The 15,462-nt window shown below is 70.1% G+C and carries 15 protein-coding genes; 11 read left to right on the forward strand and 4 right to left on the reverse strand.

The annotated features are described in order from the left end of the window. Window positions 1–19: 19 nt before the first annotated feature. The gene (locus HW837_RS42210; RefSeq protein ID WP_193381352.1) at window positions 20–1,615 is read right to left on the reverse strand and encodes a site-specific integrase; all 1,596 of its coding nucleotides are present in this window, start codon (window positions 1,613–1,615) and stop codon (window positions 20–22) included. After that, complete coding sequence (locus HW837_RS42215; protein ID WP_193381353.1) at window positions 1,612–2,277, reverse strand: helix-turn-helix domain-containing protein; 666 nt, start codon at window positions 2,275–2,277, stop codon at window positions 1,612–1,614. Before HW837_RS42215 ends, HW837_RS42210 begins: the two co-directional genes overlap by 4 nt. A gap of 111 nt (window positions 2,278–2,388) precedes the next feature. Here HW837_RS42215 and HW837_RS42220 point away from each other — a divergent pair, with 111 nt between their 5' ends. From HW837_RS42220 to HW837_RS42240, 5 genes are all read left to right on the forward strand, one after another. After that, window positions 2,389–2,628, forward strand: a complete 240-nt coding sequence (locus tag HW837_RS42220; RefSeq protein ID WP_060884114.1) for a hypothetical protein — start codon at window positions 2,389–2,391, stop codon at window positions 2,626–2,628. 264 nt (window positions 2,629–2,892) lie between these two features. Then, window positions 2,893–4,155, forward strand: a complete 1,263-nt coding sequence (locus tag HW837_RS42225) for a DUF3631 domain-containing protein (protein WP_093791056.1) — start codon at window positions 2,893–2,895, stop codon at window positions 4,153–4,155. Between the two features lie 393 nt (window positions 4,156–4,548). After that, window positions 4,549–5,400, forward strand: a complete 852-nt coding sequence (locus HW837_RS42230) for a DUF2637 domain-containing protein (RefSeq protein WP_193381354.1) — start codon at window positions 4,549–4,551, stop codon at window positions 5,398–5,400. A gap of 497 nt (window positions 5,401–5,897) precedes the next feature. Beyond that, complete coding sequence (gene mobC, locus HW837_RS50170) at window positions 5,898–6,305, forward strand: plasmid mobilization relaxosome protein MobC (protein ID WP_313895640.1); 408 nt, start codon at window positions 5,898–5,900, stop codon at window positions 6,303–6,305. Next, window positions 6,302–8,017, forward strand: a complete 1,716-nt coding sequence (locus HW837_RS42240) for a relaxase/mobilization nuclease domain-containing protein (RefSeq protein ID WP_193381356.1) — start codon at window positions 6,302–6,304, stop codon at window positions 8,015–8,017. Before mobC ends, HW837_RS42240 begins: the two co-directional genes overlap by 4 nt. 257 nt (window positions 8,018–8,274) lie before the next feature. On the opposite strand, the gene HW837_RS42245 is transcribed toward HW837_RS42240, so the two are convergent. Together HW837_RS42245 and HW837_RS42250 are read right to left on the reverse strand one after the other, a co-directional pair. After that, window positions 8,275–8,820 carry a flavoprotein gene (locus HW837_RS42245; RefSeq protein ID WP_193381357.1) on the reverse strand — a complete coding sequence of 182 codons (546 nt, stop codon included), beginning with the start codon at window positions 8,818–8,820 and terminating at the stop codon, window positions 8,275–8,277. After that, the gene (locus HW837_RS42250) at window positions 8,817–10,106 is read right to left on the reverse strand and encodes a helix-turn-helix domain-containing protein (RefSeq protein WP_193381390.1); all 1,290 of its coding nucleotides are present in this window, start codon (window positions 10,104–10,106) and stop codon (window positions 8,817–8,819) included. Before HW837_RS42250 ends, HW837_RS42245 begins: the two co-directional genes overlap by 4 nt. Before the next feature lie 176 nt (window positions 10,107–10,282). Between HW837_RS42250 and HW837_RS42255 the strand changes: the two genes are divergently transcribed. The 6 genes from HW837_RS42255 to HW837_RS42280 are packed head-to-tail and all read left to right on the forward strand — an operon-like array spanning window position 10,283 to window position 15,453. Beyond that, complete coding sequence (locus HW837_RS42255; protein WP_193381358.1) at window positions 10,283–10,714, forward strand: ATP-binding protein; 432 nt, start codon at window positions 10,283–10,285, stop codon at window positions 10,712–10,714. Window positions 10,715–10,753: 39 nt separating this feature from the next. Continuing rightward, window positions 10,754–12,040 carry a UDP-N-acetylglucosamine 1-carboxyvinyltransferase gene (locus tag HW837_RS42260; protein WP_193381391.1) on the forward strand — a complete coding sequence of 429 codons (1,287 nt, stop codon included), beginning with the start codon at window positions 10,754–10,756 and terminating at the stop codon, window positions 12,038–12,040. Continuing rightward, window positions 12,037–13,272, forward strand: coding sequence for a metallophosphoesterase (locus HW837_RS42265; protein WP_193381359.1), 1,236 nt, complete (start codon window positions 12,037–12,039; stop codon window positions 13,270–13,272). The genes HW837_RS42260 and HW837_RS42265 overlap by 4 nt, the downstream gene beginning before the upstream one ends. After that, a complete protein-coding gene (dcd, locus tag HW837_RS42270) occupies window positions 13,269–13,808 on the forward strand; it encodes a dCTP deaminase (RefSeq protein ID WP_193381360.1) in 540 nt (179 codons plus the stop codon). Before HW837_RS42265 ends, dcd begins: the two co-directional genes overlap by 4 nt. Further along, window positions 13,805–14,341, forward strand: a complete 537-nt coding sequence (locus HW837_RS42275; protein ID WP_193381361.1) for a dCTP deaminase — start codon at window positions 13,805–13,807, stop codon at window positions 14,339–14,341. Before dcd ends, HW837_RS42275 begins: the two co-directional genes overlap by 4 nt. Then, window positions 14,338–15,453, forward strand: a complete 1,116-nt coding sequence (locus HW837_RS42280; protein ID WP_193381362.1) for a glycosyltransferase family 4 protein — start codon at window positions 14,338–14,340, stop codon at window positions 15,451–15,453. Before HW837_RS42275 ends, HW837_RS42280 begins: the two co-directional genes overlap by 4 nt. Window positions 15,454–15,462: the final 9 nt, after the last annotated feature.

Consider the following 15,462-nt stretch of genomic DNA (forward strand, 5'->3'; position numbering starts at 1 on the left):
CGGCCGCCTCAGCCGTTGCTCAGCTTTCGGGGCCCTGCGTGCGCGAAGCGTGAGCGGATGTGTCCGCGGCCTGCGGATCGGCTGCGGCTGAGGCCGACGGTTCGATGGCTACCGGACGCGATCGCGGGATCAGCTTCGCTGCCTTCTCGGCGATGTCACGGTCCAGCTCAGGGAGCAGACTCGTGTACGTGTCCGAGGTCAGCGTGATGGTGGAGTGGCGCAGGGTCTCCTTCACCGTGTGGATGTCGCCGCCGCCTCCGTGCGTGAGCGTTGCGGAGACGTGGCGGAGGTCCCGCAATGTGATGGGCGGCAGGTCGGTTGTGGCGAGGATGCGGCGGAAGGTCTCTGAGACCGTCTCCGGGTGAAGCCAGGAGCCGTCCTCCTTGGTGAACACCTTGCCGGTGTTCTGCCAAGCGGTGCCCCACTCGGCGCGCTCCTTCTCCTGGCGGGCCTTGTGGTCGCGTAGGGCGGCGATGTTCATGCTGTCGAGCGCGATCGTGTTCGCGCTGCCGTCCGTCTTCGGCTCGGACTCGTAGGGGTCCCAGCCGTCCACCACGATCTCCTTGGCGGGGGTGATGAGGCCGGCGTGGAGATCGATCTCGTGCCAGTCCTGGCCGACCGCCTCGCCGCGCCGGAGGCCGCGCGTGCCCATGAGGGGGAAGATCGCGTACAGGCGGTCGCCCTCGGCGGCGTCGAGGAAGGCGCCGAACTGCTGCGGGGTCCACACCATGACCGGGCCCGGCATCTCGCCCGTCTCGCGCCACCGCCGGACCCGCTCCTCCGTCCACAGGAGGGGCTTCGGGCGCCTGCCGGACTCCAACTCGACGTGGGACGCCGGGTTGAAGGTGATCAGCTGCTGGGCGATCGCGGAGTTGAGGGCCGCGCGGAGAGTGCGGCGAATCGCCTGACGACTGGCCGGGCCGGTTGTCTTCCGGAACGGCTTCATCTCCGCCAGCTTGGCCCGTTCGGCCGCGAGCAGCTGGCGCTCGGCTCCGACGGGGCGACCGGGCTTGCTCGGCTTGCATCGGGCGATCTGCTCACGGCGGGCTTCGTTCTCGGCCGCGATCACCTCGTTCTCGTCGGCGATCGCGTCGAACATCTCCACCAGGTGGCCGACGTTGAGGCGGTCGAGGCGTACGTGCCCGATGCGGGGCTTCAGATGGACGCGGATGTGGGAGGCGTAGCCGTTGAGCGTGGTCTTGCGGCGCTTCTTCGCGGCGAACCACTGGTCGAGCCATTCGCCGACGGTGAGGCGGCCACGGAGAGCGAGACCCGCCCTCAGACGGCGTCGGGTCTCCTCGATGGCCGGCAGCGGGGCCTTCTCCACCGCGACCTCCTCCAGCATCGCGACGAGGCGCTGGAGGCTGTCCGGGTCGTCCTTGTCCGCCAGAGCGAGCAGGGAGCGGACGTGGTCGAGGTCCGCCTGGGCGGCCTTCAGGGACTCGTAGCCAGCTCGGCTGAAGGAGCGACGGGTGCCGTCCTCGTGGGGCGGGAGCTCCTGGCGTATGGAGTATGCGCCGTGCTTGCGGCTGGAGAGCTGGGGGCACTTCTTGCCGAGCGGTTTGCCGGTCTTGGGGTCGCGGCAGTAGCAGCGGCGGTGGGTGGAGCCTTTCAAACGCGTTCCTCCGGGGTGGTGTTGGGTTCTTCATCGGGTGGGTCGACGTCGCCCAGCGCGGGTGGCAGATGGGGTGGGGTGGCGCCCTCCTCGCGGAGCTCGCGGCGGAGGTGGCGGAGGCTGTACTTGGCGGAGATGGCCTGGTCGGCGTACTTGGTCCGCTTGCGCTCGGCTTCCTCCTGCTGGGCGCGGCTGGTGGCCGTCTTGGCCGCGAACCGGGCCTGTTCTTCCTCTTCGAGGGCGGCGAGGGCGGTTTGCACGAGGCTGGCGTGGCGCTCGAAGTCGGGGACCAGGCCCGCGTCGTACATCGGCACCTCCTCTTCACCGGTGAAGTGTCGTAGCGCGTCCCAGGTGGGGATGAGGTGCTGGAAGGGGAGTTCCTGGGTCTGCTCGACGTAACCGACCGGGAAGATCAGGCAGACCGGGTACGTCTCCAGGGCCGCCGCCAGGACCATGACGTCCACGAGCGGCAGATTGGCCCGACGGCCAGACTCCATGTTGGCGATCACGTTGCGCGGGATGGGATGCCCGAGTTGCTCGCACCGGTCCGCCAAGTCCTGTGCGCTCCATCCCATCTCCTTCCTTCTGCGCCGGACTTCGCCGGCCACGTTGGCCTTGATCCGATCTGCCCACTCCGGGAAGTCGTCCTCATCAGCATCCATACGGTGTTGTGTCATGAAGACACAGTAGCTTGCGCATGATGGTTGGTACCCGCCTGGAGCCGGATGTGATGGGCATGTTCGCCGAGGGCTGTACCGAAAGGGGCGCACTGCATGCGCGAAGACGCGACGAACGGACGGTCGAAGGGCTCGAAGGGGATGAGCCGGGAAGAGCTGCTCGCCCTGCCTGTGGCTGTTGACCTGGATACGAGCAACCGAGCACTGGGGCTGGGGCGGAGCAAGGGATATGAGCTGGCGAAGCGGGGCGAGTATCCGTGCAAGGTGCTGCGGCTCGGCAACGCCTACCGGGTAGTGACCGCAGACCTGCTGGAGCTGCTCGGGCTGGCGGCGTGAAAGCGGGGCAGCGTAGCAGACGGTTCTGCGCTGAGCTGACACAGAAACGCTGGACTGTCGACGGGCGTGGACGTACTGTCCGTGTTCCCTCGGGGAACAACGCGAGCGTCCCGTCTCGGGACAGAGCGAGTGTTCAGTCTCTGAACGCAGCGAGCCTCCGGCGCGGTAACGCCGGAGGCTCGGGAAACCCCGCCGCCCGCATCCAACGAACGATCCGCGCGCACCGGGCCTGCATGCCCGGTGGCGCAGAAGAGGAGCCGCCCTGTGCAACCTACGACACCCGAGCCCTATTCCGCGCCCGGTACCGCCGCCTGGCCGCTGGTCGCGGTGCCGGGCAACCCCGACCAGCGCGAACCCGAGGACACCGTGCCGGTCGAAGCCGCCGCGCCCTCGGACACACCCCTGGATCCGGAGCCGACACCGGGCTCGGCGCTGCTGGACGAACTGCGCGCGAAGATAGCCAGGTTCGTGATCCTGCCCTCGCCGGAGGCGCTGGACGCGGTCACGCTGTGGGTGGCGGCGACGCATCTGCAGCCCGCGTGGCAGCATGCCCCGCGTCTGGCGGTGGTGGGGCCGGCGAAGCGGTGCGGCAAGTCGCGGCTGCTGGACGTGCTGACCGAGACGGTCCACGAGCCGATGCTCACCATCAACACCACCCCGGCGGCGGTCTTCCGGTCCATCACCGAGGAGCCGCCCACGCTGCTGGTGGATGAGGCGGACACCATCTTCGGCACGCCGAAGCAGGCGGAGAAGAACGAGGAGATGCGCGGCCTGCTCAACGCCGGACACCAGCGCAACCGGTACGTCACCCGGGTGGTCGGCAACGACCACACCCCGCACCGGTTCGCCACCTTCGCCATGGCCGCACTCGCGGGCATCGGCGACCTGCCCGACACGATCATGGACCGGTCCGTGGTCATCCGCATGCGCCGCCGGGCCGAGGGTGAGAGCGTCAAACCCTTCCGCTCCCGCCGCGACACCCCAGCCCTCCACGACCTCCGCGACCGCATCGCTGCCTGGGCCCGGCCGCTGCTCGACGAGGCCGCCGATCTGGAACCGGCGATGCCGGTGGAGGACCGCGCCGCCGACACCTGGGAACCCCTGGTGATCGTCGCCGACCTCGCCGCCGGCCCTTGGCCCCGCCTCGCCCGCGCGGCGTGCGCGGAGATGGTGGCAGCCGAAGTGGCGGCCGAGGAGGACCACCCCAGCTCAGCGCGGATCCTGGCCGACATCCGCCGGGTCTTCGTAGCCCAGCGGGAGGTCGACAGCCTCTCCACGGACGAACTCCTGCACCACCTGCGCCAGGACCTGGAAGGCCCGTGGGCGGAGTGGGGTCGTAAGGGGCTGGGCCCGCGTGAGCTCGGCTCGCTGCTGCGCGCCTTCGACATCAGGCCCGGCAACGTCCGCCTCGCCGACGGCACCCAGCGCAAGGGCTACACGCGCAACAAGTTCCTCGATGCGTGGCGGCGCTACTGCCCCACCGTTCACTCAGTGAACGCCGAACCCACCACCCCAGCCTCGGGCTGAGCCCCGCCTCCCCCGGTGACCGTCCCTGCCGTCCCTGCCGTGATCCCGCAGGTCAAACGGCATGCGGCCGGGACGGAAACCGGGGGCAAGACGGCAACGCGATCATGAAGAGCGTGCTGCCACCAACCTGACGCTGCCCGGATCCGTCTTGTGCCGTCCCGGGCGTCCCCGCCGTATCACCGCAGGTCACCGCGTATGCGGCCGGGACGCCAAGACGGATGCGATCCGTCCGTGGCCACCGAACCGCAGCACCCGCCGCCCGTGTGTGCCCCCAGGACGCGCCGGCGCCGCAAGGACGGAACACCAGCCCTTGTGCCGTACCGGCCCTGACCTGCGCTTGCAACGGCCAAGACGGCAAAGACGGACCACGCCACCACCCCAGGAGACCCCCGCTTGACCACCCTCTCCACACCCACCCACCGGGACCATCGCCCCGACAGAGGGCGGCCGATGACGACCAAGCAGGCGGCCGAGCGATACGCGCTCATCGCGGCCGGAGTCGTCATCGTGGCGCTCACTGCCGGCGGGTTCTGGCTGTCGTACGCGCACCTCGCGGAGGTCGCCGGACAGCACGGCCTCAAGAGCTCCCCGGTCCGCCAGTGGGCCTGGCCGGCGACTCTGGACGCGTTCATCGTCGCGGGCGAACTGCTCATGCTTCGCGCGGGCCTGCGCCGGGTGACCGACGGCTGGGCGATCGCCCTCACCGCCACCGGGTCGGTCGGCTCCATCGCGCTCAACGTGGCCGGGGTCAGCGGTACGGGCAACGCCAGCGCCGTGCCCCTGCTCGACTATGTGGTCGCCGCAGTCCCACCGACCGCCGCTCTGCTGGCCTTCGGTGTCCTGATGCGGCAGATCCACCAACTGGTCGACCAACCCGCCGACCACTTCGACGCCGCACCCGTCCAGGCGCCGATATCACCGGTCACCGCGCCCGCCGAGCCCCCGGCCGAGCCGGTCCGCCCCACTGAGCCTCCGGCGGCTGGTTCCGGCCAGCCGACGGAACCACCGCCCGAAGTTTCGGAGAGCAAGCCGCGCGGTGGTCGTCCGCCCAAGGCCACACTCGCGGAACTCGTGGAGATCGGCCGGATCGCCCTCGCTGAGCACGGCACACTCAGCCGCTCCCTTCTCCGGAAGACCGTCAAGGACAGGAACTTGACGATCGGCAGTCAGCGGCAGACCGAGGTGATGGAGATGCTCCGGCCCGAAATCGAAGCCGCCGCCAAGACCCGTCCGAGCAGCGGCTGACCGGAATCCCTGCGGGGTGACCGGAACCCCTTCCGGTCACCCCGGCCAGCCGACCATAGGTGCCGCTTGCCGCCCGCCAATCCACAGCTGTGGATGGCGCGCCGGCCACCAGCACTCCGCCAGTCCTTCCCCCCGACCGGCCTGCCCCCGCCTCTTCTGGAGAACCGCCTGTGACGCACGACCCGTACCGCTCCGATCACGCTCCAGACGAACCGCTGCCGCTGACGAAGTCCCCTACTCTGATGGGGCGTTTGCGGCAGGCGTTCGGACGGGCTGCCCCTGGCGGAGCCAGTAGTACCCCGAGTCCGACTCAAGGCCGGACGTCGGGGGTCTCCGCCCCGGGGGCGGCGGAGACGGCCCAGCGCCAGGGGGCGCCGGACCAAGGGGTCGCAGCCGAGGGCGGATCCGACCCGGACACGCTTCACCCCGTCCAGCGAGCCGTCCTGCGCCCCGAAGACAGCACAGCCATCGCCGCCGGCGAGCCTGCCGTGCAGAGCGTGCAGCCCACGATCCGCCGCTTCACCGGCACCAAGCGCACCGACCGTGTCGGCCCGCTGCGCTTCACCGGCGACCAGCGAGCCCGTCTCCAGCAGGCCGCTGCCGAGCACGGCTACAAGGGCGACTCCGGCTTCGCCGCCGACATCGTCCTCGCCTTCATCACGGGCCGGTTCACCGCCAACCTGCCCCTGTCCGAAGACCGCCGCCGCACCCACCACTTCCGTGTTCAGGTTCTGCGTCAGCTCAACCGGATCGGCGGCAACGTCAACCAGATCGCCCGCGCCCTCAACAGCGACCACACCCCACCCGACATCCGCCAACGCCTTACCGAACTCCACCACCTGCTGGAGCTGATCGCCGAGGCCCTGCGCCAGCCCGCCGACCCGGAGACGGAGGCATCCGCGTGATCGCCGCCATCAAACCGGCCGGGGCCAACACCCGTGGCCTGCTCGCCTACCTCTACGGCCGCGGAACCCACGACGAGCACTTCGACCCGCACATCGTGGCCGGGTTCGCGATGCTCGGCATGCCCGACCCCGGCCGCGACGAGAACGCCACCCTCACCGAGCTCGCCCGCTACCTCGACGAGCCGGTCTCCTTGCGCAACCGCGAGTTCGGCAAGCCGGTCACCGACCACGTCTGGCACTGCCCCGTCCGCGCCGCACCCGAGGACCGCTACCTCTCCGACACCGAGTGGGGCGAGATAGCCCAGCGCATCGTCCAGGCCGCCGGCATCGCTCCGGCCGGTGACGACCTGGCCTGCCGCTGGATCGCCGTGCGCCACGCCGACGAGCACATACACATCCTCGCCACCACCGTCCGCGAAGACGGCCGCCGCCCCAAACTCCACGACAGCGGCCTCCGCGTCGGCGACGCCTGCCGCGAGATCGAGAAGGACTACGGGCTCAGGCAGTTGAAGAAGGGCGACCGCACCGGCGCCCGCCGCCCCACCCAGGCCGAGATGCACAAGGCCGAGCGCCTCGGCTGGGACCAGCCCAGCCGCGCCTGGCTCCAGGACCGCATCCGCGCCGCCATCCCGCACGCGACCAATGCCGAGGAATTCATCGCCTACCTCGAAGCCAGCGGCATCGAGGTCCAGGTCCGGCGCGGCCCGTCAGGAGACCTCCTGGGATACGCCGCCGGCCGCCCCGGCGACGTCAACGAGGCCGGCGAGCAGATCTACCACCCCGGAAGCAAGATCTCCCCCGACCTCTCCCTGCCCAAAATCAAGGCCCGTCTCGAATCCAGCCGCCCCGAAGAACACCCCACCGCCCGCCGTAACCACCCCAGCACCCCCTGGCACCAAGCCACCGATGCCCTCGACACCCTCCACACCGACCTCACCGACGACACCCACGCCCAAGCCCACATCACCGCCCTCGGCGAACTACTCGAAGCCACCGCCCAGACGGCACCCGCCCATCTGCGCGCCGAACTCCAAGCCGCCTCCAAGGCGTTCGCCAGGGCCCAGCGGTCCCAGATCCGGGCCGAAGACCGAGCCGCCCACGCCCTGCGCACCGCGGCCCGCGACATCGTCCACACCGCCACCGGCCCCGACGGCAGCGCCCTGGCCGCACTCATCGCAGCCCTCGTCTGGGCCGCCATCATCGCCGGACGCTGGCACGAAGCGAAGCACCATGCCCACCAGGCCGACGCCGCCCGCGAAGCCGTCCAGCACCTCCAGACAGCCGCCGACCGCGCCCTCACCCCGACGCTCGCCGAACTCACAGCCCGGCCACCCAGGGATCAAGCCCGGCGCGTTCTGGCCAGCGACGTACGAGCAGCCGTCCCCGACCACGCCGAGCGAATCCTCGCCGACCCGGCCTGGTCCGCGCTCGCCACCGTCCTCGCCGACGCAGAAGCCCGCGGCCACCAACCCCACCAACTCCTCAAGGAAGCCGTCGCCCAGCGCGAGCTGACCACCGCACGACAGCCCGCTCGCGTGCTCATCACCCGCATCCAGCACACCGGCCGTAACCCAGCACCCAATCGCCGAGCCGAAGCCGCCCGCCTGCAGACGACCACGGCAGGCTCGGTCCCCACTCAGCAGACCCGAAACGGTCGGCTCCCAGCGGTGATTCCATCGCCTACCGAACAGCAGCACCGACAGCGCAGGTAGGCACCCAGCGCAGTGTGCCCATCCGGCATGGCCAAATCAGACTTGGAAGCGGAAGGTGGCTGGCCCGCTGTCTCGACACCACGGCGCCCGCGAGGCGCTGGAGGTTCGGGTCGAACCCTCATTGACGTGGTGGACGTGGTACTTGGGCGGGCCGGCGGCGGGTTCTGAGCCGGTACAAGCGCTCCGACTGAGAGGCCATGAACGGGCCCGGCTACCGGTGCTGGCCTGTAGGCGTGACGGCGCACGGCGCAGCGTGATCACGACCGCTCGAACAGCCCAGGGGCGAGCAGCTCCAGTACTTCCTCCCACCGGTAGCGGTCGGCCCCGCCGCCGGCCTTCGGGCGATGGGGCTCGTACGAGCCGATCAGGACGCCCATCTCGCGGAGCTGCTCCAAGCTCCTGCGGTAGGCGGGGTGGGCGGCCTGGGCGGAGTTGAGGTACGGCAGTACGGCGATGGGGACGTCCATGGCGGGTGCTTCGCACAGGATGCCGAGGGCGAGGTTGTCGGAGATTCCGGCGGCCCACTTGTTGACGGTGTTGAAACTGGCCGGGGCGACCGCGATGGCATCGGCGGGCCGGGTCGGGCGCGGTTCGCCCGCCGAGCGCCAGGCGGAGCGGATGGGGCGCCCGATCTGGCCCTCCACCGCCTCCACATCAAGAAAACCGAGCCCTTGTGGTGTGGCGACGACGCCGACGTCCCACTGCCGCTCGTGCGCTGCGGTGATCAGCTTGCCGACGTCCCCGGCGACTCCGGCCGCGCAAACCACGATCTGGAGGAACGGCTTGTCGTGCTGATCACTCACGCGGGCACTCCCAGTTGGCGGCTGAAGTGGTGCAGCTCGGGCAGGGCCCGGCGGCGGTCGCGGGCTGCCATGTCGGCGACCAGTTCGCGTACGGCCGGGCGGCGGATGTCCTGTGCCGCGCAGCTCTCGGCGATGCGCAGGGCCTGGTAGCCGTCGGCGAGTCTGCCCTGCTGACTGTAGGCGCGGGCGGTCTCCACCCACAGGGCGGCCCGGCGCTCGGGGACGGGAATGTGGCGGCGCATGAGGGGCCGGGCGGTCTGCAGGGCTATGCCGGCGTCGCCGAAGGAGACGGCCGCGCTGACCTCGTGCAGGGCGACGTTGGTGGGGCTGAAGTTCGCCCAGGCGTCCGGTTGGTCGAAGGCGACGTAGCGGGCCACTTCCTTGGCCTCGGTGAGGAAGCCCTGGGTGGTGTCGCGGTCGCCGTTTCTGCTGGCGGCGGTCGCCCCGCGCAGCAGGAGCAGTCCGAGTGCCGCCAGGTATCGGGGGGCGCGCTGGTCGTAGGAGCCGGTGAGCTGGTCGGCGGTGTGTCGGATCATGTTCACGGCCTGGGCGGTGTGCTTGTCCCGTACGAGGACGTGGGCGTGCACGCGGACGCTGGCGGCGAGGACGACCGGGTCTTCGGACCGTTCAGCCTCGGCCATGGCCCGACCGGCCGCGAGCCAGGCGTTGCCCTGGTCGGCTCGTTTCAGCAGCAGGCTCACCGATGTCTGGTACGCGGTCGCGAGCAGCCCGGACGCCTCCGCCGAGCCGGAGGAACCACCGTCGGCGGCCAGGCGCAGGTCGGCGATCAGCCCCGGCAGGGCCTGCTCCAGTTCCGCGTAGTCGCACACGTAGAACATCCGGCGTACTGCCCGCACCCGGTCCCGCAACTCGCCGATGCCCAACGCTTGGCCGGTGGCGGCGGGGCCCGTGCCCGGCATCAGAACCTGGATCAGGTCGTGATGCGCGGTGGTCGACGACGATGATGGCGACGGCGGGGCCGCGAGCGCGGCCACGCTCGCGGCGAGGAAGGTACGGCGGTGCATGTCCTCTGCTCCGGGCTCGGCGGCGGGGCCGGTCTCAGCAGCGGCGGCGAGGCCGAGACGGTGCGGCGGAATGTCCAGCACCTGCGCGACCTCGCGCAGCGTGCGCACGTCCTCCGTGCCCCTGCCGCTTTCCAGACGGCTCACCTTCGACTGGTGATACCCCAGTGCGGCGGCCACGTCCTTCTGCGAGCGCCGCTGTAAAACACGTGCCTGACGGATCACTCCGCCGATCCGTCTCGCCTCGCTCTGTTCTTCGGCCATCTGTGCCACGGCCCCTCCTGCCGTCGCCGATCCTGCCTGCTCAACCGAGCGTAACCGAGCGGCGATTCACCGCGATGCGGCTCCTGCATAAGTGATGCAGCCCCAGCACACGGCGTAGTCCCGCTTGCCTCCGGAGCGGTTGCGTGGAGCAGCCGCACCAATCCAGGAGGCAGCTCATGGAAGCGCACCAGATCCGATTCTCCGTTCACTGCACACCTGCCGCCGCCCGATCCGCGCGGCAGCAGCTCGTGAACGGGATACGGCGCTGGAACGCCTCCCTCGACCAGGACCTGCTGAGCACGGCAGAACTGGTCGCCGCCGAGCTGCTGACGAACGCGGTACGGCACGCGGGCCGCGGCCCGATCTCGGCCGGCGCCCGCCTCGACGGCGAGCGTCTGCTGATCGAGGTGACCGATGCCAGCCACACGGTCCCGCGAGCCGGACTGCCGGACATGGAGGCAGAGGGCGGGCGCGGCCTGTTCCTCGTCGCCACCCTGGCCGATCGCCACGGAGTCGATCCGCTGCCGTCCGGCAAACGCTGCTGGGCCGAGTTCAAGGTCGGCGCCCCAGCCCAGCCCTCACGACACGTTCCTCTGCAAAGGAGTTGACGGTTGACAGCCGTACGGATCCCTCCAGTCGCCGCCGAAGTGGTGGCCATCCGACCCGGGAGCCCTCTCACCGGCTCCGTCACAGTCGACGGGTCCAAGAACGCAGCCCTGCCGCTCCTGGCCGCCGCGGCGGCTCTGCACCGCCCAGTGCATCTGGGCAACGTCCCGGCGAACGCCGACGTACAGACGATGCTCGCCCTGCTCCAGCAGGCCGGCTGGCACACGGCCCGGCCCGTCAGCGACCCGCAGACCGCAGTGATCCTGCCGGGCCACAAGTCCGAAGCCGGGACCGACCTCGACATCGCCGCCCGCATCCGGGCCTCGTACTACCTCGTCCCCGCCCTGCTGGGCACGTACGGGCGGGCCCGGCTCCCCTGGCCGGGCGGCTGCCGGATCGGGGAACGCGGCATGGAGCAGCACTTCAAGGTCTACGAACACTTCGGCGACCGCACTACCGTCGACGACGACGGCTACGTTGTGGAGGCAGCCGGCACTCCCAGGGCCGGAACCGTCGCGATCACACTGCCCTTCCGCTCCCGGGGCGCGACCATCGCCGCCCTCCTGCGCGCGGTCGTGGCCGGACGGCCACTGCGGCTGGGGATGCCCAACCTCTCGCCGGAGGTGCTCGCTGTCGTAGAAGCGTTGAGGGCGGCTGGTTGGCAGTGCCGAGTGAGCGAGGCGCTTCTCGCTCTCGCGCCGTCCTTGTCCGTTCCTCCGGAGAGCATCGTGTGGCGGGTTCCCGGCGACAAGATCGAGGCTGGGACTTTGGCGTGCGCGGTCGCGGTCACAGGCGGCGACACGCGCATCTGCGGCGTACGCGCTGACGATGTCGTCCCCTTGGTCAGGGCCCTCCGATGGCTCGGAGTCCCCGCCGACACGGAGGACGACGTACTCATCGTCCGAGCGCGAGACAGCCGTCCCACCAGCCGGTCACTTCGAGCTGTCGCTTCCCTCGCCCCCAGTGGCCTGGACGCCGACTTCGAGCCCTCCCTGGTGGCCTTGGCCCTCACCCGCCCCGGCACCCACCTCTTCTCCGACACCATCAACCCCGGCCGCCACGGCAACCTGCTGCCGCAGCTGGCCCGTCTCGGTGCCGTGATCCACGAACTGTCCCCCACCAAGTGCCGTCTCACCGGTCCGCAGCAGTTGACCGGCGCCGGAGTGGAGGCCACCGACATCCGCACCGGCTCCGCCCTGCTCATCGCTGGCCTGACCGCGCACGGCGTCACCACCCTGGGCGGCCTCGACCAGCTCCGACGCGGCCACGCCGACCTCCCCACCAAGCTGTACGCCCTCGGCGCCGACATCTGCGAGGTCACGCCATGAACCGACAGTTACGGCGGATCATCGCCACGACCGATGTCCACTCCGCCTTCGCCTCCCCCGCACCGATGCTCGCCCACCTCCATGCCGCCAGGGCCGAGAGCCTGATCGTGGACTGCGGCGACTTCTTCGAAGGCAGCGGCTTCTACCGCCTCGGCCAGGGCCAGATCGAGCACGAGATCCTCACCAGCCTCTACGACTTGCTGGCCCCCGGGAATCACGGTTGGCGGCACCATTTCGAGCCGGGGCTGCGCGAGATGACCGTGTGCGCCAACACGACTGACGACGCTGGCAAGCCCCTCTTCGACCGCGTACGCATCGAGCAGATCGCCGGCCGACGCGTCGCCGTCACCGCAGTGATCGGGGCCCAGGCGTTCGACGCGATTCCCGCCGGCGATCGCATCGGTCACCACGTCACCGATTCTGCCCAGGCCCTGCGCGAGGTGATGCTCGCACTCCACCACCGCGCCGACACCTGGATCGTGCTGTCCCACTCCGGCTTCGACGAGGACCTGAAGCTGGCCGCCGCCTGCCCCTTGGCGGACGTCATCTTCTCCGGGCACTGCCACAGCGACACGTACGGTCCCGTAGCCGTCGGCGACACCCTCGTCGTCAAAGGACGCGAACTCGGCATCGGGTACGCCGCCGCAGAGCCCGTCGGAACCGGCTGGGCCGCCCGCAGGGGCACCTTCCCCAGCTCGCACGGGTGGCCCGAGGGCCTCGCCACGGTGCGAGACGAGATTGAACTCATCGACCGGAGGCTCGCGAGTCCGCTCGGCAACGTGAACGAGCCCTACCGCAATACCCCGTTGGACCGACACCAGTTGCTGACAGAGGTCGCCGGCCGACTGCACTCGGGCCTCGGCGCGGACGCGGTCGTCCTCAACGAGACCGCCCTGCGTTCCACACCTCTCGGCGAAGTGCTCACCCTCGGCGACCTGCTGACCATCGAGCCCTTCGACAACCAACTCGTCCACGCCCACCTCTCCGACGACCACGCCCAGGACCACGAGAAGCTGCTCGGCCACCTCACCGAACGCGTCGGCCCCCTGGTCACGGCTCCCACTCCTCTGCCCCCAGCCACGAGCAGCGTGTTGACGACTGGCTACCTCGCCAACAGCCACCTCGGCGGACGAACACATCAGGCCGGACTACGGCTCGGCCAAGCCGTACGAAGCGTCCTGGCCACACCCCTGGCAGACACCGACCCCACCGTCGCAGGAGGCGAGCGATGATCCTCACCGGACCCGAGATCACCGCCGCTGCCCACGACGGCCGCCTGACCATCGCCCCCTTCGAACCGGATCAGGTCAACCCCAACAGCTACAACGTCCGCCTCGGCCCCACCCTGCTGACCTACACCGACACCGTGATCGACGCCCACCGCCCCAACCCCACCCACGAGATCACGATCAGGAAGAGCGGATACGTACTCCGGCCCGGCGAGCTGTACCTCGGACACACCGTCGAACAGGTCGGCTCCGACACCTACGTACCGCTGCTCTTCGGCCGCTCCTCCGTCGGCAGGCTCGGGCTGTTCGTCGAGATCACCGCACCGATCGGCGACATCGGCTTCCACGGCCAGTGGACGCTGATGCTCTCCCCGATTCGCCCTGTACGGGTGTACGCGGGCATGTGTATCGGGCAGATCATGTTCTTCGTCTCCACCGGCGCCATCGCCCCCTACCAGGGCAAGTACCAGGCCGCCGTCGGCCCGCAGCCCTCCGCCTACTGGCGCGACACGGCCCGGCTCAAGGCGGTCGCCTCGTGATCCTCACCGGCCCCGCGATCAGCGCCGCCATCCAGGCAGGTGAGATCACGATCGACCCGTACGACCCTGCCCGCCTCTCCCCGAACGCCTACGACTGGCGAGTCGGCGACACCATCCGTATCTGCGATGGCGATCTGGATGCAGCCCTCCCCACTGAGTGCGCCGAGCAGACCATCCCCGCGACGGGCCTGGTGCTGAAGCCGGGTGTTCTCTACCTCGGCGTCACGCTGGAGAGGACGGGCTCCGAGTCGTACGCGCAGATGCTCAACGGCGATCGGACCATCGGCGCACTCGGTATCTGGGTCCATGTCTCCGCCCCGCTCGGCCACCAAGGCCATGCCATCCGCTGGACCCTGGAGATCCATGCCGCCCGGCCGGTTCGCATCTACGCGGGCATGACCTTCGGCAAGCTCGTCTTCCTCAGCGCCTTCGGCACACCGGCCAGCTACCAGCAGCAGGACGCCAAGTACGCGGCGACGGACGGCATCGACATCTCCCGCCTCTACGAAGAGAACCCTGGAGGAGTCCGGTGACCCCGCGACCGACCGCTGGGCCGCTGGCCGCCACCCTGCTGGACCTGCCTGCCGGAAGCCCAGGAGGCAGTGTCGAACTCTTCCTCGACCTCTACACGGGCGAGCAACCGCTCATCCCGGCGCGGGCGTTCATGCTCGCCCCCACAGGCCCTCGACCTCCCCTTCCGGCCGGCCTCGACCTCCTCCAAGTCCCCGGGAAGTGCCTGGAGGGCCCAGCCTTCAGCCGATACGTAGCCGCCCTACGTTCGGCACTGACGGCCGCGATCGACCCGACCCGGATCGATGTCCTGCACCTGCAGCACCTCACCTTCGGCGCCACCCCCGCCCTGATCCGCGCGCTCCCCGCGCACCCCCGCATTGCCCTGGTCCACGGCACCGACCTGCTCTTCGCCGAGGCCCACCGCGACCAGCTCCAAGTGCTGCACGAGACCACGAAGGCCGTCGACGCCATCGTCGTCCCCACCAGCGCGATGGCCGACCAACTCCGCAAACTCGTCCCACTGGTCAACCGCCGCAAGATCACCCACATCCCCTGGGGCATCCCCGACCACCTGATCACCGATCCACCGGCCCGGCCTGCCCGCTCTCCAACGAGCCACCTACGGCTGCTGTACGCGGGCCGACTCACGGCCGAGAAGGGCGTCGAGGCCCTGGTGAAGAGCCTGGCCTTGGTGCCGGGCGTTGAACTGAGCGTCGCCGCACCCCCAGCCCAGTTCCACACGCTGGCCCTACTGCTGCAACGAGCCGACGTACGAGCCCGCTACCTCGGCTGGCTCCGCCGCCCACAGCTGTGGAAGACCTTCACCAACCACGACCTACTGGTCATGCCCTCCACCACTCTGGAGGCCATGGGCCTGGTCGCACTGGAAGCCCAAGCCTGCGGCCTCCCCGTCCTCTACCAACCCGTACCCGGCCTGAGCGAAGCCCTCGCCGCCTCCGGCGTGGCAACCGACTTCACCAGCCCCGCAGCCCTCACACGCGACCTGGACCGGCTACGCACGACACCTGGCCTGCTTCCGGCTCTGCGCCGGGCGGGCCACGCGAACGCCGCCCGTTACCCGCTCTCCGCCACCGCGCAGGCCCTGACCGATGTGGGCCGCCAGCTCACCTAGGACCACCCT

Source organism: Streptomyces caniscabiei, assembly GCF_014930365.1.
GTDB classification, from domain to species: domain Bacteria; phylum Actinomycetota; class Actinomycetes; order Streptomycetales; family Streptomycetaceae; genus Streptomyces; species Streptomyces caniscabiei.